This is a genomic window from Carbonicoccus niuqiaonis (genome assembly GCF_050157065.1).
GTDB lineage: Bacteria > Actinomycetota > Actinomycetes > Propionibacteriales > Propionibacteriaceae > Avipropionibacterium.
In genome coordinates this window covers 3,659,707-3,681,625 of sequence record NZ_CP189573.1, presented here as the reverse complement: position 1 = coordinate 3,681,625, position 21,919 = coordinate 3,659,707, and the positions used below count along the sequence as shown (strand labels likewise).

General features: G+C 68.9%; 16 protein-coding genes. 6 read left to right on the top strand and 10 right to left on the bottom strand.

Features of this window, described 5'->3' with window-relative positions; genetic code table 11:
- Positions 1 to 2 precede the first annotated feature (2 nt).
- From ACQBAU_RS16835 to ACQBAU_RS16795, 9 genes are all read right to left on the bottom strand, one after another.
- A complete protein-coding gene (locus ACQBAU_RS16835) occupies positions 3 to 1,241 on the bottom strand; it encodes a multidrug effflux MFS transporter (protein WP_434550999.1) in 1,239 nt (412 codons plus the stop codon).
- A 100-nt stretch (positions 1,242 to 1,341) separates the two neighbouring features.
- Complete coding sequence (locus tag ACQBAU_RS16830; RefSeq protein ID WP_434550998.1) at positions 1,342 to 1,809, bottom strand: DoxX family protein; 468 nt, start codon at positions 1,807 to 1,809, stop codon at positions 1,342 to 1,344.
- 87 nt (positions 1,810 to 1,896) lie between these two features.
- Entirely contained in the window at positions 1,897 to 2,760 is an 864-nt protein-coding gene (locus tag ACQBAU_RS16825; RefSeq protein WP_434550997.1) for a universal stress protein, read from the bottom strand.
- A 49-nt stretch (positions 2,761 to 2,809) separates the two neighbouring features.
- Positions 2,810 to 4,066, bottom strand: a complete 1,257-nt coding sequence (locus ACQBAU_RS16820) for a nitrate/nitrite transporter (RefSeq protein WP_434550996.1) — start codon at positions 4,064 to 4,066, stop codon at positions 2,810 to 2,812.
- Positions 4,063 to 4,824: a respiratory nitrate reductase subunit gamma gene (narI, locus tag ACQBAU_RS16815; protein WP_465255518.1), complete on the bottom strand. Its 762-nt coding sequence runs from the start codon at positions 4,822 to 4,824 to the stop codon at positions 4,063 to 4,065. Before narI ends, ACQBAU_RS16820 begins: the two co-directional genes overlap by 4 nt.
- 2 nt (positions 4,825 to 4,826) lie before the next feature.
- Entirely contained in the window at positions 4,827 to 5,486 is a 660-nt protein-coding gene (gene narJ / locus ACQBAU_RS16810; protein WP_434550994.1) for a nitrate reductase molybdenum cofactor assembly chaperone, read from the bottom strand.
- Entirely contained in the window at positions 5,483 to 7,153 is a 1,671-nt protein-coding gene (gene narH / locus ACQBAU_RS16805) for a nitrate reductase subunit beta (RefSeq protein WP_434550993.1), read from the bottom strand. Before narH ends, narJ begins: the two co-directional genes overlap by 4 nt.
- A gap of 40 nt (positions 7,154 to 7,193) precedes the next feature.
- Entirely contained in the window at positions 7,194 to 10,907 is a 3,714-nt protein-coding gene (locus ACQBAU_RS16800; protein WP_465255519.1) for a nitrate reductase subunit alpha, read from the bottom strand.
- 79 nt (positions 10,908 to 10,986) lie between these two features.
- Complete coding sequence (locus tag ACQBAU_RS16795) at positions 10,987 to 12,033, bottom strand: aminotransferase class V-fold PLP-dependent enzyme (RefSeq protein WP_465255520.1); 1,047 nt, start codon at positions 12,031 to 12,033, stop codon at positions 10,987 to 10,989.
- Positions 12,034 to 12,303: 270 nt separating this feature from the next.
- Here ACQBAU_RS16795 and ACQBAU_RS16790 point away from each other — a divergent pair, with 270 nt between their 5' ends.
- Together ACQBAU_RS16790 and ACQBAU_RS16785 are read left to right on the top strand one after the other, a co-directional pair.
- Positions 12,304 to 13,242: a hypothetical protein gene (locus ACQBAU_RS16790; RefSeq protein ID WP_434550990.1), complete on the top strand. Its 939-nt coding sequence runs from the start codon at positions 12,304 to 12,306 to the stop codon at positions 13,240 to 13,242.
- Positions 13,243 to 13,326: 84 nt separating this feature from the next.
- Positions 13,327 to 14,652, top strand: coding sequence for a cutinase family protein (locus tag ACQBAU_RS16785; RefSeq protein ID WP_465255521.1), 1,326 nt, complete (start codon positions 13,327 to 13,329; stop codon positions 14,650 to 14,652).
- On the opposite strand, the gene ACQBAU_RS16780 is transcribed toward ACQBAU_RS16785, so the two are convergent.
- Entirely contained in the window at positions 14,587 to 17,154 is a 2,568-nt protein-coding gene (locus ACQBAU_RS16780) for a DEAD/DEAH box helicase (RefSeq protein ID WP_465255522.1), read from the bottom strand. The two genes, ACQBAU_RS16785 and ACQBAU_RS16780, sit on opposite strands and share 66 nt — an antisense overlap.
- Before the next feature lie 271 nt (positions 17,155 to 17,425).
- Here ACQBAU_RS16780 and dnaK point away from each other — a divergent pair, with 271 nt between their 5' ends.
- The 4 genes from dnaK to ACQBAU_RS16760 all read left to right on the top strand — a co-directional run bounded on the left by dnaK (position 17,426) and on the right by ACQBAU_RS16760 (position 21,862).
- On the top strand, positions 17,426 to 19,315 hold the full coding sequence (gene dnaK / locus ACQBAU_RS16775; RefSeq protein WP_465255523.1) for a molecular chaperone DnaK: 1,890 nt from the start codon (positions 17,426 to 17,428) through the stop codon (positions 19,313 to 19,315).
- Entirely contained in the window at positions 19,312 to 20,127 is an 816-nt protein-coding gene (locus ACQBAU_RS16770) for a nucleotide exchange factor GrpE (RefSeq protein WP_465255524.1), read from the top strand. The genes dnaK and ACQBAU_RS16770 overlap by 4 nt, the downstream gene beginning before the upstream one ends.
- A gap of 111 nt (positions 20,128 to 20,238) precedes the next feature.
- Entirely contained in the window at positions 20,239 to 21,393 is a 1,155-nt protein-coding gene (gene dnaJ / locus ACQBAU_RS16765; protein ID WP_465259405.1) for a molecular chaperone DnaJ, read from the top strand.
- Positions 21,394 to 21,427: 34 nt separating this feature from the next.
- Positions 21,428 to 21,862 (top strand): heat shock protein transcriptional repressor HspR, encoded by a 435-nt coding sequence (locus ACQBAU_RS16760; protein WP_465255526.1) that lies wholly within the window; start codon positions 21,428 to 21,430, stop codon positions 21,860 to 21,862.
- The last annotated feature ends 57 nt before the right edge of the window (positions 21,863 to 21,919 follow it).

The following is a 21,919-nucleotide window of genomic DNA, read 5'->3' as shown; positions in this document are numbered from 1 at the left end:
ACCTAGCGCAACTGGTTCCGCGGGCCCAGCACACTGCGCCGGTGCCACCCCCACAGCACCAACCCGACCAGGGAGAATCCGAGACTGGTCAGTGCCAGCTGCAGCACCGTGCCGGTGACCAGTGGTGCGACCACACTGGCGAGCACGGCGTTCAACAGCAGCTGGACGAACGACTGCATCGAGGCGGCGGCGCCTCGGCTGTGCGGGAACAGGTCCAGCATCGCCAACTGCAGGATCGGGAAGCACAGCGCGATCCCGAACGAGATCAGGCTCGGGCCGAGCACGGCCCACGGCATCAGTGGGGCACCGGGCAGTGCCGACACCACGACGTTGAGCACTCCGGCCCCGATGGCGATCAGGAATCCGACCGAGGCCAGCTGCAGGCCGGTGACGCGGTGGGCCAGGCGGGCATTGATGAACGCACCGATCACCATGCCGCCGATCATCGGCACGAAGAAGATCCAGAAGTCCTGTTCGCCGTAGCCCAGCAGGTCGACGATGAAGATGGGGGCGGACACGATGTAGAGGAACTGGCCGGCAAAGCCGAGCGACCCGGCGAGGGCGAGCCGGACGAAGGCGCCGTGGCGGGCCACCCCGACCAGGCCGGTGACCAGTGACAGCAGCCGCAGCGGTGTCCGGTCCTCGGGCGGGTGGGTCTCCTTCAACGCCAGCACCGTCAGCAGGCACATCGCCACCCCGAAGGCGGCCAGGAACCAGAAGATGACCTGCCAGTCGCCGGCGACGAGCAGCCAGCCCCCGATGATCGGTGCGACCGCCGGGGCGACGGAGAAGATCATCATGATCTGGGCCATCAGTCGCTGTGCGACCGGGCCCTCGAACATGTCACGCACCACGGCCCGGCTGATGATCTGCCCCGACCCGGCCGACATCCCTTGGAGGGCACGGAAGACCAGCAGCATCGGCAGGTTGACCGACAGGGCACAGCCGACCGACGCGGCGGCGTAGCAGAGGGTGCCGATGATGATCACCGGTTTGCGGCCGACGGCGTCGGAGACCGGTCCGTGCAGCAGGCTCATCACCGCGAAGCTGAACAGGTACACCCCGGTGATCTGCTGCAGCTCGACCGTTCCGACGCCGAACTGCTCACCGATCGCCTTGAACGCCGGGAACACGGTGTCGATCGAGAACGGGCCGAACATCGCCAGACAGGCCAGCACCAGCGTCAGTCCGAAGGTCGGCGACCGGCGCTCCGGGGTCTGCTGGTCGCCGCTCGTCGTCACCCGGCCAGACAATCACGCGGCCGCGACCGGATCGGCGACGGGGTCAACTGACGGACGTCGTGTTCCCGATGTCGCCGGACCCGTGTCTGGCCGTACGTGATCAGGGGGCTGCGTACTCGTCGTACGGGTCCTGCTCGGTGTCCGGGCTCCGCCGGAACAGCCGGTCGACCGACAACCGGCCGGCGCCGAACACCAGGAACACCAGGGCCAGGCAGGCGGTGATGACGGTGTACTCGTACCCGGTGCCCGCCACGTCGCTGTGCAGCGCCAGACCGCGGAACCACTTGGTCCACACGATGATCAGCACCTGCTCGACGACGATCGCGAGCGCGATCAGCGGGGTCAACGCCCCGACGATCAGGAAGATGCCGCCGACGATCTCCAACACGGTGGCCCCCCAAGCCGCGTACTCGGCGTACGGGGTGCCGAACTGTGCCAGGTAGTCGGCCTGCCAGTCCACCCCGGTGTCCTGCCACCGACGCCAACCGCGGCTGATCAGGACCACCCCGAGGCAGATCCGGGCGATCAGCAGGACGAGGTCCTGCAGGCCCTTCAGGAATCCGGCCATGGGCTCCACCTCCGATCCGACGCGCACACCGTAACGTGGCGGCCACCTCCGATCGGCCTGCCACACCGACCGCGGCTCAGATGGGCCTCACCGTACGACCGCGACCGGCACCGTCGCGTCGTGCAGCACCCGATGGCTGATCGAACCGAGCAGGAGACCGGCGAACCCACCGCGGCCACGGCTGCCGACGACCAACAGGGAGGCGTCCCGGGAGGCCTCGACCAGGGCAGCTGCCGGGTCACCGGGGACCGTGGTGGCGGTGACCGTCAGGTCCGGGTGGCGCTCGGCGAGTCGTGACTTCACCTCGTCGACCATCACCACCGTGCCCTGCTCGATCTGGTCGGTGGCGTCCTGCATCACCGGCATTGCCCAGCCACCGGCCATGCCGATCAGCGTCTGGGTCTGCCAGGCCGCCACCAGCACCAGGTCGATGCCTTCGTGGTTCGCCCAGTCCGAGGCCAGGTCGGCGGCGTGCTGGCTGGGCTCGGAGCCGTCGACGCCGACCACCACGGGGCCGTTCCGGTCGAGGTCGGCGTGGCAGGTGACCACCACGACCGGGCAGGGAGCGTGTGCGGAGACCTGGTAGGAGACCGATCCCATGAAGGCCGAGGCGAACTCCCCGCGACCTCGACTGCCGACCACGATCAGGTCGTCCTCGGTCGCGTTGGTGATGAGTGCGGCGTGGGCCGGTCCGACCTCGACGACGGTCTCGACCTGCTGGGCGCCGGCCCGTCGGGCCACCTCGGTGGCTTCGTCAGTGACCTCGCGGTACCAGTCGGAGGCCTCGTCCTTGCTGGGCGGGATGACCTCGGGGCCCATCGGGACGTCGATGGTGGGCATGTCGAAGGCGTGCACGATCCGGAGTCCGGTACCGATTCGCCAGGACAGCTTCGCCGCATACTCCACGGCTCGGGTCGAGTCCGATGAGCCGGTGTAGCCAACGATGATCATGATGCAGCTCCTCCCCTTTGACGGCTTGCCACCAACTGTAGTCCGGGTGTCACGCCTCGGCCGGTGATTCACCGGCCTCGGCCGACGTTCGGCGGGGCCGCATCACGATCAACGTGAAGACCAGCGCGACCAGGCTGGTCGCCACCAGCAGCCACAGCCCGATCGCGTAGCTGCGCGCGGCCGGGTCGTACGTGGCGCCCATGATCAACGGCGGGAAGTAGCCGCCCAGCCCACCGGCGGCGGCGACCACTCCGGTGACGGCGCCGACCCGGTCGGCGGGTGCCCGTCGTGGCACCCACGCGAACACCGCCCCCATGCCGAGGCCGAGGGCGCCGGCCATCAGCAGGAAGATCGTCCCGGTGGGGATCTCACCGGCCGGCCGCAGGCTGACCAGGAAGGCCAGCACCGCGACCGCGGTCAACGAGAAGCAGGTGATCAGCCACGGGCCGACCCGGTCGGCCAGCACGCCACCGATCGGACGCAGCACCACGGCGACGACGGCGAATCCGGCGGTCCGGGCACCTGCTCCGGCGAGGCCGACGTCGTACACGTCCTTCAGGTAGGTGGGGAGGTAGGTGGAGAACGCCACGAACCCGCCGAAAACGATGCCGTACAGGAAGCACATCTGCCAGGTCACCGGCAGTCTGAGGGCGCCGGCCACCTTCGGCACCAGCTTGGCCTTGCTCGGCTGCCAGCTCGGCGACTCCTTCATCGTGAACCAGACCACGGCCGCGGTCACGATCATCAGCCCGATCACCACCAGGTGCGTCGGTACGTAACCGATCCAGGAGACCAGGCGTGGGGTCAGGAAGGCCGACACCGCGGTGCCGATCATGCCCATCCCGAAGATGCCGTTGGCCAGGCCGCGACGTTGTGGCGGGAACCAGGCCGAGGCGAACGGGATCCCGATGGCGAAGATGGTGCCGGCGATGCCGAGGAAGAAGCCGGCGACCAACAACAACCAGAAGCTGGTCAACACCCCGCCGATCATCACGGCGATGACGGCGGGGACCGGCAGCAGCAGGATCACCACGAACATCCGGCGCGCACCGAACCGGTCGGTCATCGCGCCGACCACGATGCGGCCCAGCGAGCCGACCAGCACGGGCGTCGCGATCACCAGCGACTGCTGGGCCGAGTCGAGGGACATCCACTCGCGATACGTGCTGGCGAGCGGGGAGATGATCATCCACGCCCAGAACCCCACCGCGGAGGCGAGGGTGGCGAGGACGACCTGGGCGAGGGCGCCCCGGTGCTCGGTGACCCCGGCGGTGGCGGGGGCGGTCGGGGTCGAGGTCGGGGTCATGTCCGCTGCTTCCTCCGACTTTCACGATCAGGGGTGCCGACGGGCTGCCAGGCCTTGTGGGACACCTGGCCGGGTTGCCGGTCGTCGTCGCGGGACCGGTAGACGACGTAGGGGCGGAACAGGTAGTGCACCGGTGCGGTGAACGCGTGCACCAACCGGGTGAACGGCCACAACGCGAACAGCAGCAGGGCCACCACCACGTGCACCTTGAACGCCACGGTCGCCGCCGACATCGCGGCCACGTCCGGTTGCAGGATGAACAACGAGCGGAACCAGACCGACACGGTCTCGCGGTAGTTGTGGTGCTCGTCCGACGGCACCAGGGACAAGAAGGTGGCCGCCATGCCGGCCAGGATCGCGCCGGCCAGGAAGACGTACATCACCTTGTCGTTGGTGGTGGTCGCCATGAACACCGGGCCGGTGGTGCGTCGCCGGTAGATCAGCATCACGATGCCGACCAGCGTGGCCAACCCGGCCAGACCGCCGACGATCAGGGCGGTGGCGTGGTACAGCTCCTCGCTGATGCCGACCCAGTCGGTGAACGACTTGGGGATCAGCAGCCCGACGATGTGCCCCATCAGGACGCCCAGGATGCCGAAGTGGAACAGCGGGGAGGCGATCCGCAACAGCTGCGACTCGTACAGCTGGGACGACCGGGTGGTCCAGCCGAACTGGTCGTAGCGGTACCGCCAGATCGTGCCGGCGATGAGCACCACCAGCGCCAGGTACGGCAGCACTCCCCAGAGCACGGTCTCCATGATCAGCCTCCGCTCGCCGGCGTCAGGTGTTGGGGCAGCAGGCGCGGGTCGCCGGGCGGCAGGCCGGCGCCGTACGGTTCGAGGCCGACGGTCTCGACCTGCGGGCCGTGGTTGATCAACGCGAGGGCCTCGGACCGGTCACGGGGTGCCTGACCGGGCAGCGTGTCGCAGACGGCCCGTACGACACCGGCATGGGGCAGGTCGTCGCGTTCACAGGCCATCCGCAGCAGCTCCAGGCTCGGCCGGAACTCGATCAGCAGCTGTCTGCCCCGCTTCGGGTCGCCGACGGCGGCGAACTCCAGCACCATCGGCAGGTGGTCGGGCAGTTCACCGTGGGTGTCGACCAACAGCCCGGAGTCGCGGTAGGCCTGCTTGATCCGGGTCAGGCTGGTGCCGCGCCGCCGGGTGTCACCGTCGGTCCAGTACGTCAGGTGCAGGGCGTGCCGCCGTGACATGTCGAACTCCCGGACGTGCCACGGCTGCAGCTCGGTGAGCGGCCGCTCGGCCAGCCTGGTCAACAGCGGTTGGAACGGCTCCAGCCGCCGGTGGTCGGCCAGGGCACGGGTGATCATCGGCAGCCGGGCGAGCAAGTCCTCGTCGGGGTACGACAGACACCAACTGGCCGCCTGCCACACCACCAGGTCGGCCTTTCGCCGCCTCATGGCCGTTCCTCCGGCCCCTCACCCGGGAACAGGCCGGGCGGTGAGCCGTTGCCGTCCCAGTTGAGCAGGTTCACCCGCCCGGCGAGCTGGTTGTCGCTCGAGGCGTGCTCCGAGGTCTGTCGGTTCTTCAACGCCTGGAAGGTCTCCACCGCGACCGGCACCGGCCGTCCACTGGCCTCACCGAACGGGCTGTCCTGCATCCCGGGGCCACCGTCCACGTCGAGCGAGCAACCCATCTCCTCGAGGTTGTGCGCCTGCTCACTGTGTGCGGTCGGGATGACGTACCGCTCGTCGTACTTCGCGATCGCCAGCAGCCGGTACAGCTGGTAGAGCTCGTCCTCACTCATCCCCACGCTGGCAGGGATCGAGGCGTCCCGGCCACGTCCGGACAGGGTGACCGTGCGCATGTACGACCGCATCGCGGCGAGCACCTTGAGCACCCGGTCGACCTCGTCGGTGTCACCGGCGGTGAACAGCTCGGCGAGGTACTCGACCGGGATGCGCAGGGCGTCGATCGCACCGAACAGGTTCTCCGGCGCCTCCGCGTCGTGGCCCTGGTCGCGCAGCAGGTCGACCACCGGTGACAACGGCGGGATGTACCAGACCATCGGCATCGTGCGGTACTCCGGGTGCAGCGGCAGCGCCACCTTGTACTTCTTCGCCAGCGCGTAGACCGGTGACTTGCGGGCCGCGGTGAGCCAGTCCTCGGGGATGTCGGCGGCCCGGGCGGCCTTGATCACCTCGGGGTCGTCCGGATCGAGCATCAGGTCGAGCTGGGCCTGGTAGAGGTCCTGCGGGTCGGACACCGAGGCGGCCGCCGTCACCGCATCGGCGTCGTACAGGAACACCCCGATGTAGCGCAGCCGGCCGACACACGTCTCCGCGCACACCGTCGGTTGGCCCACCTCGAGCCGCGGGTAGCAGAAGGTGCACTTCTCGGCCTTGCCGGACCGGTGGTTGAAGTAGATCTTCTTGTACGGGCAGCCGGTGATGCACTGCCGCCAGCCACGGCAGCGGTCCTGGTCGACCAGCACGATGCCGTCCTCGGAGCGCTTGTAGATCGCCCCGGACGGGCAGGAGGCCATGCACGACGGGTTGAGGCAGTGCTCGCAGATCCGCGGCAGGTAGAACATGAACGTCTGCTCGTAGTCGAACTTGATCTTGTCGTTCGCCTCGCTGCGCAGCTTCTCCACGACCGGGTCGAGGTGACCCATCTCCGGCGCCCCGCCGAGGTCGTCGTCCCAGTTGGCCGACCAGCTGATCTTGGTGTCCTCGCCGGTGATCAACGACTTCGGGCGGGCGACCGGGAAGTCGTCGCCCAGGGGTGCGTCGATGAGCGTGGCGTAGTCGTAGGTCCACGGCTCGTAGTAGTCGGCGAGCTCCGGCTGCACCGGGGAGGCGAAGATGCCGAACAGCTTCGACAACCGCCCGCCGCTCTTCAGCTTCAGCCGGCCCCGGTTGTTGAGGGTCCAGCCGCCGCGCCACTGCTCCTGGTCCTCGTACCGCCGTGGATACCCCTGCCCGGGCCGGGTCTCGACGTTGTTGAACCACACGTACTCGGTGCCGGCGCGGTTGGTCCACGCCTGCTTGCAGGTCACCGAGCAGGTGTGGCACCCGATGCACTTGTCGAGGTTCATCACCATGCCGACCTGGCACATCACCCGCATCGTCAGCTCCCGTCGTCCGTCGCGGACTCGGCCATGATCATCAGTACTCCACCTGTTGGGAACGCTTGCGGACGGTCGAAACGATGTCGCGCTGGTTGCCGGTCGGACCCAGGTAGTTGAACGCGTACGCGAGTTGGCCGTACGCGCCGATCAGGTGGGTCGGTTTCACCAGCAACCGGGTGACCGAGTTGTGGATGCCGCCGCGGCGGCCGGTCGCCTCCGACTTCGGGACGTCGATGGTGCGCTCCTGGGCGTGGTAGACGTAGACCACACCGGCCGGCATCCGGTGGCTGACGATGGCCCGACCGACGAGCACCCCGTTGGTGTTGGTGCACTCCACCCAGTCGTTGTCGGCGACGTCGATCTTGGCGGCGTCGATCGGGCTCATCCACACCGTCGGGCCACCGCGCGAGAGTGACAACATCAACAGGTTGTCCTGGTACTCGGAGTGGATGGACCACTTGGAGTGCGGTGTCAGGTAGCGGACCTGGATCGAGGCGGAACCCTCACTGTCGAGCTCCGGCTCGCCGAACAGGCGGTGCATGTTGAGCGGCGGTCGGTAGGTCGGCAACATCTCGCCGACGTCGTTGATCCAGTCGTGGTCCAGCAGGAAGTGCATCCGGCCCGAGAGGGTGTGGAACGGCTTCAGCCGTTCGATGTTGATGGTGAACGGGGCGTAGCGGCGGCCGCCGGTCTCCGACCCCGACCATTCGGGGGAGGTGATGACCGGGACCGGTTGGGCCTGGGTCTGGGCGAAGGTGATCCGCTTCTCGTCCGACCCTTCGGCAAGGTCGGCGAGCCGTCGCCCGGTTCGCTTCTCCAGGTGCTCGAACCCCTGGACCGCCAGGGCACCGTTGGTCGTGCCGGAGAACATCAACACCGCCTCGGCGAACTTGGCGTCGGTGTCGATGGCCGGTCGGCCCTCACCGGCACCACCCAACATCACCCCGTTCTGCTGGCCGAGCTGGCCGACCTGTTCGGTGACGTCGAAGGTGATGTTCTTGGTGGTGAAGCCGAGCCGGTCGGCGAGCGGCCCGACGGTCGCCAGCTTGTCGGCGATCGCGGTGTAGTCCCGCTCGACCACGGTCAGGTTGGGCAGGTTCAGGCCCGGCTTCGCCGGCAGGGCGGTGTCCCGCCAGTCCGGGACGACCCCGCCGGGTTGGGCGATCTGGCCGGGGGTGTCGTGCTGCATCGGGGTGGCGACCAGGTCGTACCGCTTCCCCAGATGTGTCCTTGCCTGCTTGGAGAGTTCGGTCGCCAGCAGGTGGAACACCTCGAAGTCACTACGGGCCTCCCACGGCGGGTCGATGGCCGGGGTGAACGCGTGCACGAACGGGTGCATGTCGGTCGAGGACAGGTCGTGCTTCTCGTACCAGGTCGCCGCCGGCAGCACGATGTCGGACAACAGGGTGGTCGAGGTCATCCGGAAGTCCGCGCTCAGCAGTAGGTCGAGCTTCCCCTCCGGGGCGTCCTCGTGCCACGTCACGGTGCTGGGCCGCTGGTCGTTGCCGTGGTGGTTCTCACGGACGTTGTGGTGGGTGCCGAGCAGGTGACGCAGGAAGTACTCGTTGCCCTTGGCCGACGACCCGAACAGGTTGGATCGCCACAGGGTCAGGGTTCTGGGCCAGTTCTCCGGGGCGTCGACGTCCTCGATCGCGGAGCGCAACTTGCCCGACTTGAGTTGCTCGGCCACCCAACTGCCGACGTCGGGCGACTCGCCGGCCTCGACCGCCGCCATCGCCTCGTCGGCCAGGTCGAGCGGGTTCCGGTCGAACTGCGGATAGAACGGCATCCAGCCGAGCCGGGCCGACAGCGCGATCGCGTCGGCGGTGTGCATGCCGTCGATGCTGCCACCGGACAACGGGGAGGTGAGTGCATCGGCGGAGTAGCCGTCGGTACGCCACTGGTCGGTGTGCATGTACCAATAGGCCGTGCCGATCATGGTCCGCGGTGGTCGGGACCAGTCGAGGCCGTTGGCCAGGTTGAACCACCCCGTCAGCGGGCGACACTTCTCTTGGCCGACGTAGTGGGCCCAGCCGCCACCGTTACGGCCCATGCAGCCGGTCAACATCAACATCGCCAGGATCGCCCGATAGGTGACGTCGCCGTGGAACCACTGGCAGATCCCGGCCCCCATGATGATCATGGAACGGCCGTCGGACTGTTCGGCGTTGGTGGCGAACTCGCGCGCGATCCGTACCGCCGCCTCCGCCGGCACCGAGGTGAGCTCGGCCTGCCAGGCCGGGGTGTACGGGGTGCTGGGGTCGTCGTAGCCGGACGGCCACTCACCCGGCAGGTCGCCGCGGGCGACGCCGTACTGCGCCAGCATCAGGTCGAACACCGTGGTGACCAGGTGATCACCCACCCGCCGGGCCGGAACCCCACGCTGCAGCACCGAGCCGGCACCGGAGGGGTCGACGAAGGCCGGCAGGGCGACCTGCGCCGACTCCCAGCCCTCGGTCTCCATGATCGACAGTGCCGGGTCGATGTCGCCCAGGTCGAGGTTCCAGTCACCCTCGTCGGCGTCGTTGTAGCGGAACCCCATGGACCCGTTCGGGATCGCTGGGGCCTGGGTCGCGTTGTCCCACAGTGCCAGCTTGAACGCCGGATCGGCCGCCTCGGTCGCGGGGTCGAGGTCCTTGGCGGTCAGGAACTTCGACGGCACCAGGCCCTGTCCGCCGGGATGGTCGACCAAGCGCACCAGGAACGGCAGGTCGGTGAACTGCTTGACGTAGTCGGTGAAGAAGTCGACCCGACGGTCGACGAAGAACTCCTTGAGGATCACGTGCCCCATCGCCATCGCGAGCGCGGCATCGGTCCCGGCCTGGGCGGGCAGCCACTCGTCGGCGAACTTGGTGTTGTCGGCGTAGTCGGGGCTGACCGACACCACCTTCGTCCCGCGGTAGCGGACCTCGGCCATCCAGTGGGCGTCCGGCGTACGGGTGACCGGGACGTTGGAGCCCCACATCATCAGGTACGTGCTGTCCCACCAGTCGCCGGACTCCGGGACGTCGGTCTGGTCGCCGAACACCTGCGGCGACGCGACCGGCAGGTCGGCGTACCAGTCGTAGAAGGACGTCATCGCGCCACCGATGAGGTGGTTGAACCGGGTCCCGATCGCGTGCGACACGATCGACATCGCCGGAATCGGGGAGAACGAACTGATCCGGTCCGGACCGTAGGCCTTGATCGTGTGGACCTGGGCCGCCGCGGCGATCTCCATCGCCTCGTCCCACGAGATGCGGACCAGGCCGCCCTTGCCCCGGGCCTGCTGGTAGCGGCGACGCTTCTCCGGATCACCGGTGATCTCGGCCCACGCGAGCACCGGGTCGCCCAGCCGGCGACGCGCCTCGCGGTACATGTCGATCAGGACCCCACGGCCGTACGGGTAGCGGACCCGCGTGGGGGAGTAGGTGTACCAGGAGAACGCCGCCCCGCGCGGGCAGCCGCGCGGTTCGTACTCCGGCCGATCGGCGCCGGTGGAGGGGTAGTCGGTCTGCTGCGACTCCCAGGTGATGATGCCGTCGCGGACGTACACCTTCCACGAACACGAGCCGGTGCAGTTGACCCCGTGGGTGGATCGGACCACCTTGTCGTGGCTCCACCGATCCCGGTAGAAGACGTCTCCCGCGCGCCCGCCCTTGCGGAACACCGCGCGACCGTCATCGGTCTCGTCCCAGCGCGAGAAGAACTTGCCCACCGCCAGCAGGGCATCTGATGCCGGACCGTCCACTCCAACCCGAGCGTCGCTCATGGAGTGACCATAGCGGAGAAAAAATACCCCCGGCAGGGCCGGGGGTATGCCCTTCGTCGGGGGGTGTCGCGCGGGGACGTCAAGGCAGGAAGGGCTTGATGAGCTCCACGACCCGGTCGACGTCGGCCTCGGTGTTGTACAGGTGGAAGGCCAACCGCAGCCGCCCCGCGCGCTGGACGGCGGTGACCCCGGCTGCCGCCAGAGTCGCCAGCGGGTCGCTGGCCACCTGGACGGCGATGATCGCCGAGTCATGGGACGCGACGCCCAGTTGTTCGGCGCATCGTGCTGCCAGGGCGGTGTCGTGCGCATGGATCGCCGGCACCCCGATCCTGGTGAGCAGATCAAGGGAGGTCACCGCGCCTGCCCATGCCGGCCAGGCCGGGGAGACGTCGAACCGGTGCGCATTGCCACGAGGCGTGAAGACGCTGCCGTACAGGCCGGACGCCGGATCTGCACCGGCCATGTTGGCGTTGACCGGGGTGAGCCCTTCGACCAGGTCGGCACGAACCGACCCGAACGCCGCCCCGCGGGGAGCCATCAACCACTTGTAGGCCGAACAGGTGGTGTAGCCGACCGCCGACAGGTCCAGCGGTAGCCAGCCCGCCGACTGGGTGGCGTCCACCAGCAGCTCTGCGCCGACCCGGGCCGCCGCTTGCTGCACCGCGGCGAGGTCGAGCACCGTCCCGTCCGCGGACTGCACGGTCGACGCCGCCACCAGGGTGGTCCGCTCTCCGACGGCGTCAGCCAACCCGGTCAGCGGGACCACCCGGACGCTGATCCGCGGTTGCTGCGCCAGCAGCGGAAAGCTGAGGGAGGCGTAGTCCCCCTCGGCCAGCACCACGTCGGCGCCGTCCGGCAGCGAGGCCGCGACCTGGCCGACCAACACCGAGGTCTGGCTGCCGAGGTGGACCGAATCCACCGGTAGACCGGTGAGTCGGGCGTAGCGTTCCCGCGCTTCGTCCATCGTGTCGTGGTAGGCCATCAGATCGAGCTCGCCGGCGGCCCACTGCTCGACGTGGCTGCGGACCACGTCAGCCGTCTGCCGTGACGGAAGCCCGACCGATGCCGTGTTCAGGTAGGTGCCGCTCGGGGTGAACAGGTCGCGCCAAGGGTTCTCCGCTGCCATGCCTCGACCTTGCCACAACACATCCCGCCCGCCGCCCACTCCCGTGACAGCTACCCCCCGCCACCGTCCCGCCTCGCAGGGCCTGATCCGCCCCGCCCGGGACCCGATACCGCGACCGATTCCGCAGAGCGACCGGTCGACGGGTGGGGCGGGGCGGCGCGCAGGCGTGGCCCCACCACTTCTCCACAGCCGACCGGTCGTTTCGAGGAATTCTCCACAGCTCACCGAATCCGCTGAACCGCCGAGGCCGCCTCGTCGCACCTGTAGGACATGAAGACCTATGACGACGTCGAGCACCTGTTGGCCACCGGCGGCGGCGTGATCGTCGGCCGGGAGCACCCGAACCTGCGACACGCTCTGCAGTACCTGCTGAAACGGAAGGTGCTGGTGGCGGTGTGTCCGGGCGTCTACGTGCGGGCCGAGAGCAAGGACGACATCGAGGTCCGACTCCGAGCCGTGGCCAGGTGGCATCCCGATGCGGTGTTCCTGGGCGAGGCGGCGGCGCGGCTCACCTTCCTGCCGCAGACCAAGGTGTCCACCATCGTGCTCGCCACGCGCACCAAGCGGCGGGCCCCGGCGGGCGTGAAGCTGGTCCGGTGGGAGGTCCCGGACGAGCATGTCGTCGAGGTCGGCGGCGCCCGGGTCAGCAGTCCGGCGATGACCGCGCTCGACCTGTGCACCCGGGACCAGGGCCACGCCATGGGCGAGGTGCTGCGGCAGGGGCTGGCCACCTTGCAGCAGATGGACGAGGTACTGCGGACGACCCGGTACCGGCTGGCCAACCCGATCCGACGGCGATTCCTCCACGACGCCCGGGACGAGCCGTGGTCGCCGGCCGAGCGGGAGGCACACCTGGTGCTGCGCGACGGCGGACCTCAGGGGTGGGTCTCCAACTTCGCGGTCAACCTGTCCGGCACCCGATTCCTGATCGATCTGGCCTACGAGGAGTTCAAGGTCGGGATCGAGGTCGACGGCTACACCTTCCACGGGCTGCACGGGAGCGGCTCCGAGACCCGGGTCGCCTTCGAGCGGGACCGGCTCAAGCAGGCCGAGCTGGTGGCCTCGGGCTGGGCGGTCCTCAGATTCACCTGGCACCAGCTGACCGAGAGCCCCGACTGGGTACGGCGGATGGTCCGCACCACCCTCGAGGATCGCGGCTGGACACCGCCCCGGCCGCGCCGGCGCCGGACGCGTGGGGCCACTCGGTGAGATTCCGCAAACCGACCGGTCGGGGGTGGGGTGGCCGGGCGGTCAGGCGTGGACCGCCTTGTGTCCGATGTTTGACTGGTGCACATGAGGAATTCGGGCGGGGGAGGAGTCACGGCGTGGCTGGGGGCGGTCCTGCTGCTGATGGCGACCCTGCTCCCGGCCGCGCCCGCCCACGCCGCCGGTGGGTTGACCTGGGCCCCGGCCCCGGCGCCGTCGGGCCAGGCCGACGAAATGGCCTGCGCGGACTTTCTGTTCATCGGCGCGAGGGGTTCGTTGGAGGAACCGCCCTACGGCGGCATGGTCAACAGCTGGCGTGAGGCCTTCGCCGACCGGACCGCGAACGTGCCGCGCGCCGGGCAGGGCACGGTCCGCGAGTTGTACGTGGACTATCCGGCGGTCGGTCCGGACACGCTCCTCGAGTCCGACCTCGGTGAGCTGCTGTTCGGCGCCGAACTCCCGGCCGCCGTCTTCTTCGACAGCGTCAACACCGGCGTCGAGTCGACCACCGCGGCGCTGCAGGACTCGCAGCGCCGCTGCCCCGACGAGAAGTGGATCCTGGTCGGCTACTCCCAGGGTGCACAGGTGCTCAACGAGGTACTGGCCGACCTCGGCCCGGCCGACCAGCTGCTGACCGCGGTGCTGCTCGGCAATCCCGGGCACCACGTCGGCCAGACGGTCACCGAGGTCGCCGGCACCGCCGGACCCGAGGCCACCGGCCTGACCGCCTCGATGTACTACATCCGTCACGAGGCATTGCAGGGTCGCGAGGCGGGCGGGCAGTCCCAGGCGACGGCCGACGGGGTACGCGCGGTGCTCGAGTTGGGCCAGGGTCGGGCCGAGCCGGCCGAGATCGGGACGGCCGCCGACGCCAACCGGCTGACCGTCCCGCACGATCTCCAGTCGCGGGTGCAGTCGCTGTGCAACGACGGCGACATGGTGTGTGACGCCGGGCCGGCGCTCTATCGCGTGATCGTCAACCAGGGCGCCACGCAGGAGGAGATCGACCGGGCCGGCGCCCCGCACCACGCCTACACCCCGGACCTCGTCACCCCGGCGGTCGATCGCGCAGTTTCCGACATTCGCGATGCGATCCCGGGGCCGAGCCCGGTGCCACCGCCGGTCCCCAAGGAACCCGTCCTCGGGCCGCTGACCATCGTCATCGGTGGCGTCGGGGCGTCGATGTTGGTCGCGCTCGCGGTGGCGCTGGTCCAGCTGTACCGCCGACGCGAGGCGAGCGCAGCCCTCGACGGTGTGGTCGCTGACGCGGTGACCGGCGACGAGGCAACGGCCGACGCTGACGCCGACACGAACGAATCAGACGCGTACGAATCAGACGCGTACGAATCAGTCGAGGCGGCGCAGTCCGACCGTCTGGATGATCGCCGCACCGGCCGCGTCACTGAGCGGTAGGTCGACCCACGCCTCGATCGCCCAGTCCCGGTTGCCCTCGGGGTCGTCGATCACCTGCCGCAGCTCCCACCGTCCGCGGCCCTTGTCGACCTGCAACATCCCCGGTGCTCGGGCCGCCGCGTCGATCCCGATCGAGTCGTGCTCGTCGTAGTACGCGTCCAGGTCGTCGCCCCACCGGTCGGCGTCCATGATCACCTTCAGCGGTGGCTCCACCAACTCGGCCGTACGGACCTCCTGTGCGGCCAGCTCGTCGGCCCGGTCCCGGGCAGCCAGCTCCACCTTCCGGAACATCGCGTTGCGCACCAGCACGGTGAAGGCGCGTTCGTTGCCGGTGATCGGTCGCGGTGGTGGGGCCACCTTGACCGCCGACGCCTTGCTCGGGGTCGGGTTGACCAGGTCCTCCCATTCGTCGAGCAGGCTGGAGTCGGTCTGCCTGATCAACTCGCCCAACCAGTCCACGATGTCGTCGAGTTCGTCGGTCACCTGCGCCTCCGGCACCGAGTGCCGCAGTGTCCGGTACGCATCGGTCAGGTAGCGCAGCAGGACGCCTTCACTGCGGCTCAACCCGTACAGCGACACGTACTCACCGAAGGTCATGCCGCCGAGGTACATCTCGCGCACCACCGACTTCGGCGACAGCGCCTCGGGGTCCACCCACGGGTGGGTCTGCCGGTACAGCCCCAGGGTGTGCTCGAGCAGTTCGGCCAGCGGTTTGGGCCAGGTGATCTGCTCGACCAGCTCCATCCGCTCCTCGTACTCGATGCCGTCGGCCTTCATCGCGCCGATCGCCTCACCCCGGGCGGCCCTTTCCTGTGCCCACAACACCTGCCGCGGATCCTCCAGGATCGCCTCGATCACCGACACCACGTCCACGGCGTACGACTCGCCCTCGGGATCCAGGGTGTCCAGCACGGCCAGCGCGAACGGGGCGAGTGGCTGGTTCAGCGCGAAGTCACGCTGCAGCTCCAGGGTCAACTCGTAGCGCCGACCGTCCTCCCGGGCCTCGGGCAGTCGGCGGACCGCCCCGGAGGTGATCAACTCCCGGGCCAGCACGACGGCGTGGCGGCGCAGCCGACGCCGCGACGCCTCGTCCTGATGGTTGTCGCGCAGCAGCTGCTCCATCGCCGCCACCGGGTTGCCCTGGCGGGCCAGCACGTTGATCAACATCGAGTGCGAGACCCGCAGCCGCGGCTGCAACGGCTCCGGATCCGAGGCCAGCAGGCGATCCATCGTCTCCTCGGTCCAGCTGACGAAGCCGTCGGGCGCCTTCTTCTTCTGCACCTTCTTCTGCTTCTTCGGGTCGTCCCCGGCCTTCGCCACGGCACGGACGTTCTCGATCACGTGCTCGGGCGCCTGGACCACCACCCAGCCGCGGGTGTCGTACCCGGCCCGTCCGGCGCGCCCCACGATCTGGTGGAACTCGCGCACCCGCAGCATCCGTTGCTTCGTCCCGTCGAACTTGGTCAGCCCGGTCATCACCACCGACCGGATCGGCACGTTGATCCCGACGCCCAGGGTGTCGGTGCCGCAGATGATCTTGAGCAGCCCGTCCTGGGCGAGCTGTTCCACCAGGCGCCGGTACTTCGGCAGCATCCCGGCGTGGTGCACCCCGATCCCCGCGCGGACCAGCCGCGAGAGCGTACGACCGAATCCGGCTGCGAACCGGAAGTTGCCGATCCGTTCGGCGATCTGGTCACGCTCGGCACGACTGCACACGTTCACCGACAACAACCCCTGCGCCCGCTCCAGGGCGGCGGCCTGGGTGAAGTGGACGACGTAGATCGGGGCACGATCGGCTTCCAACAGCTCGGTGATCGTGTCGTTCAGCGGCGTGGTGGCCCACGCGTACTCCAGCGGGACCGGTCGTTCGGTCCCGGTGATGACCGCCGACTCCCGACCCGTACGGCGGGCAAGATCATCGGCGAACATGGTGACGTCGCCCAGGGTCGCCGACATCAGCACGAACTGCGCCTGCGGCAGCTCGAGCAGTGGCACCTGCCACGCCCAGCCGCGGTCCGGCTCGGAGTAGAAGTGGAACTCGTCCATGATCACCATGCCGATGTCGGCGCCGGCCCCTTCACGCAGGGCGATGTTGGCCAGGATCTCGGCGGTGCAGCAGATGATCGGGGCGTCGGCGTTCACCGACGCGTCACCGGTCACCATGCCGACGTTGTCGGCCCCGAACACCTCGCACAGCGCGAAGAACTTCTCGCTGACGAGCGCCTTGATGGGAGCGGTGTAGAAGCTGACCCGGTCGTCGGCCAGCGCGGTGAAGTGGGCGGCCAGTGCGACCAGCGACTTCCCCGATCCGGTCGGGGTGGCGAGGATCAGGTTCGATCCGGCGAGGATCTCGATCAGCGACTCGTCCTGGTGCGGGTAGAGCTCCAGCCCACCCGCGGTCGCCCAGTCGGTGAAGGCCTCGTACAGCGCGTCGGCGTCGACCCCAGCGGTCCCGGCCGAGGTGGCGGACGGGATGCGGTCGGTGAGGTTCACCGGGCCCATTGTGCCTTCTCGTTCGCCGTGCGCTCGCGCGGGCGGCGGAGCCTCCAGCCGACCCCGGACTCGCGACCGAAGTTGAGTCGACCTCACTCAACTATTTGCGTCCCGACGGAATATGAGGCATCATTGAGCGCGTTGGACTCAATGTGAGAGATTGAGCGTGGCTCACTCAACGTGGCTCGCTCGACGACGACGAACGTGAACGACCAGTAGCAGACAGGCAAGACGAACGATCGGCGCCGAACGGCGTCACAACCAATGGAGGAACAGAACTATGGCTCGTGCAGTCGGCATCGACCTCGGGACGACGAACTCGGTCGTCGCAGTGCTCGAAGGTGGCGAACCCACCGTCATCCCCAACGCCGAGGGCGCCCGGACGACGCCGTCGGTCGTGGCCTTCGCCAAGGGCGGTGAGGTGCTGGTCGGTGAGGTCGCCAAGCGCCAGGCCGTCACCAACGTCGACCGCACCATCCGTTCGGTGAAGCGCCACATGGGCACCGACTGGAAGGTCAACATCGACGACAAGGACTACCGTCCCCAGCAGATCAGCGCCTTCGTGCTGCAGAAGCTGAAGCGCGACGCCGAGGCCTACCTCGGTGAGGAGGTCACCAACGCCGTGATCACCGTCCCGGCGTACTTCTCCGATGCCGAGCGGCAGGCCACCAAGGAGGCCGGTGAGGTCGCGGGCCTCAAGGTCGACCGGATCATCAACGAGCCCACCGCCGCCGCGCTGGCGTACGGCCTCGACAAGTCCGAGACCGACCAGACCATCCTCGTCTTCGACCTCGGTGGCGGCACCTTCGACGTGTCGCTGCTGGAGATCGGCGACGGCGTCTTCGAGGTCAAGGCCACCAAGGGCGACAACAAGCTCGGTGGCGACGACTGGGACGAGCGGATCGTCGACTGGCTGGTGAAGCAGTTCAAGAACAAGAACGGCACCGACCTGAGCCAGGACAAGATCGCCCGCCAGCGGCTGCAGGAGGCCGCGGAGAAGGCGAAGATCGAGCTGTCGAGCGCCAGTGAGACCTCGATCAACCTGCCCTACATCACCCTCGGTGACGCCGGCCCCCTCCACCTGGAGGAGAAGCTGACCCGTGCGGAGTTCCAGCGGATGACCTCCGACCTGCTCGACCGGTGCCGCTCGCCGTTCAACGCGGTGATCTCCGACGCCGGGATCTCGGTCGACAGCATCGAGCACGTGATCATGGTCGGCGGCTCGACCCGGATGCCGGCTGTCACCGAACTCGTCAAGGAGCTGACCGGTGGCAAGGAGCCGCACAAGGGCGTGAACCCCGATGAGGTCGTCGCCCTGGGCGCCAGCCTGCAGGCCGGTGTGCTCAAGGGTGAGGTCAAGGACGTGCTGTTGCTCGACGTCACCCCGCTGAGCCTCGGCATCGAGACCAAGGGTGGCGTGATGACCAAGATCATCGAGCGCAACACCACGATCCCGACTCGCCGTTCCGAGATCTTCACCACGGCCGAGGACAACCAGCCGTCGGTGATGATCCAGGTGTACCAGGGCGAGCGTGACTTCGCCCGCGACAACAAGTCGCTCGGCAACTTCGAGCTGACCGGCCTGCCGCCGGCGCCGCGGGGCGTCCCGCAGGTCGAGGTCGCCTTCGACATCGACGCCAACGGCATCGTCCACGTGCACGCCAAGGACATGGCCACCGGCAAGGAGCAGTCGATGGCTGTCACCGGTGGATCCGCGCTGGGCAAGGACGAGATCGACAAGATGATGAAGGACGCCGAGGCACATGCCGAGGAGGACAAGCGGCGTCGTGAGGCCGTCGAGACCCGCAACGAGGCCGACTCCTTGGTGTTCCGCACCGAGAAGTTGCTGAGCGAGAACGAGGACAAGATCACCGAGGACGTCAAGGCCCCGGTGAACGAGGCCCTGGCCGAGCTCAAGGAAGCCCTCGCCGGCGACGACGACGAGGCGGTCAAGGCCGGCGTCGAGAAGCTCAACACCACGTCGGCCGCGCTGGGCCAGGCGATGTACGCCGCCGCCCAGGCCGAGGGGCAGGCCGCCGAGGCGGGCGCCGACGGGGCGACCGACTCCGAGTCCGCCTCGGGTGAGGGTGCCTCGACCGATGGTGCCGACGAGGACGTGGTCGACGCCGAGATCGTGGACGACGAGAAGCCGGAGGGTGATCAGAAGTGACCGACCCCAATCGGTCGGACCAGGAGCCACAGGAGCGTCCCACGATCCGCGATCGGCGTCGGATCGATCCGGAGACGTACGAGGTCCGCAAGCCCGCGGGGGAGGCTGCAGCAGCGGCCGACCCCGGGCCGACGGCCGAGCCGGGACCGACATCGGGCTCCGGCCCGGTGGCGGGCTCCGAGGCCTCCGAGCAGGTGGCCCCGAACACGACCCCGGCTGCGGATGCCACGGAGACCGAGGCCGACCTCGACCCACGGGACGTGACCATCGAGGACCTGAAGGCCCAGGTGGCCGAACGGACCGACGACCTGCAACGGCTCCAGGCCGAGTACGTCAACTACAAGCGGCGGGTCGACCGCGAGCGGGAGACCTCTCGGGTGTCGACGATCACCACGGTGCTGGCGGAGTTGCTGCCGGTGCTCGACGTGATCGACGCGGCGCGGCAGCACGACGAGCTCACCGGTGGTTTCGGGGGCGTGGCCGAGGGGATCGAGAAGGTCACCCGACGCCACGGCCTGGCGGCCTTCGGTGAGGTCGGTGACCCGTTCGATCCGCAGTTGCACGACGCACTGATGCAGCTGTCCGATCCGGGCGAGGAGCACCCGGTCTGTGCCCAGGTGTTCCAGGTCGGCTACAAGGTCGGCGACCGGGTGATCCGCCCCGCTCGGGTCGCGGTCGGCGCGCCCGAAGCCGTACCACCGGCGTCGCAGGGCGACGGCGGTGGGTCGGCCACGGACGGGGTTGGATCGACCACGGAGAATGGCACCGACGTCGACGGGTCGGCCGCGGCCGACCCGGCCGGCGACGAGTGAGCTGGGCAGGAACGAGAATGGCAGTGATGATCACCGTCGGGTGATCATGGACGACCCGGCCGGCCGGTGGCGACACCGGCCGGCGCGGGAACCACGGGAGGGAGGCACCGGATGAGCACCAAGGACTGGCTCGAGAAGGACTACTACAAGGTGTTGGGTGTCTCCAAGGACGCCAGTGCCGAGGAGATCAAGAAGGCGTACCGCAAGCTGGCCCGGGAGAACCATCCGGACCAGAATCCCGGGAATCCCGAGGCGGAGAAGCGTTTCAAGCAGGTCTCCGAGGCACACAACGTGCTGTCGGACCCGACCAAGCGGAAGCGGTACGACGAGGAGCGCAGCCTGTTCGGCGGCGGCTTCCGGTTCCCCCGTGCCGGTCAGGGTGGTGCCGGTCCGTCGATGGAGGACCTGTTCCGCAACGCCCAGGGCGGCGCCCAGGGTGGTGTCGGTGACATCTTCGGGGGCATCTTCTCCCAGACGGGTCGCCGTGGGGCCACGCGTGGCCCCCGACGCGGCAGCGATGTCGAGGGTGAGGTGACGATCAGCTTCTCCGACGCGGCCGACGGCGTCACCGTGGCGATGCAGATGGTCTCCGACGCGGCCTGCGACGCCTGTCGCGGTACGGGGGCGCGGGCCGGCAGCCTGCCCAAGGTCTGCCCCACCTGTGAGGGCAGTGGCATGGCCACCACGTCGACCGCCGGTGGTGCCTTCGCGGTCACCGAACCGTGCCACGACTGCCGTGGGCGCGGCATGGTCGTCGAGGATCCGTGCCCGGTCTGCAACGGCTCGGGGCGCGGCAGGTCGACCAAGCAGATGAACGTCCGGATCCCTGCTGGGGTGAACGACGGCGCCAAGATCAGGTTGAAGGGCCGTGGTGGGGCGGGTGAGAACGGCGGAGCCGCCGGCGACCTGTACGTGCTGGTGCACGTGACCCCGCACCCGGTGTTCGGTCGCAAGGACCACAACCTCACCGTGACCGTGCCGGTGACCTACGCCGAGGCGGTGCTGGGCGCCGAGATCGACGTGCCCACCCTCGGTGGGATGCCGGTCCGGGTCAAGGTCGCGCCGGGCACCCCGAACGGCCGGGTGCTGCGGGTCCGCGGCCGTGGTGTGCAACGCAGTGACGGGACCAGGGGAGACCTGTTGGCGACCGTCGAGATCAGCGTGCCGGGCGAGATCGACGAGGAGGCCCGTACGGCGTTGCAGCAGTTCGCGCGCGCCAGTGGTGAGGCCAACCCGCGCTCGGAGCTGATGGCCAGGGCTCGTTGATCATGGTCACCGTCACGCCGCAGCCGAAGGAGGTGTGATCACCATCGCCTCCTCAGCCCACCTCCCCGAACCGTTGGATCCCGACGCGGCGATCTTCGTGATCTCCGTCGCCGCGCAGTTGGCGGGGATGCATCCGCAGACCCTGCGGACCTACGACCGGCTCGGTATCGTCACCGCCCGCCGCACCCGGGGCCGCGGTCGGCGCTACTCACCACGCGACGTCCAGCGCCTCCGGCTGGTGCAGCACCTCAGCCAGGACGAGGGCATCAACCTCGAGGGGATCAAGCGGATCCTCGCCATGGAGGCCGAGATCGAGCGGCTCCGGCGTCAGGCCGACGACCTGACCATGCTGCTGCAGGCCGCCCGGACCGACCCCCGGAGCCGGACGTTCACCGCCGACACCGACGGTCGCGTCCAACTCGGCCGCCACCTGGTACGGCAACTCCCGCGCGCCCTGCCGCCCGCCTGAGTCACCGCCCGCCCGGGTCACCCTGAGGCACCGCAGGCCTCCGGGGCGTTGTTGACG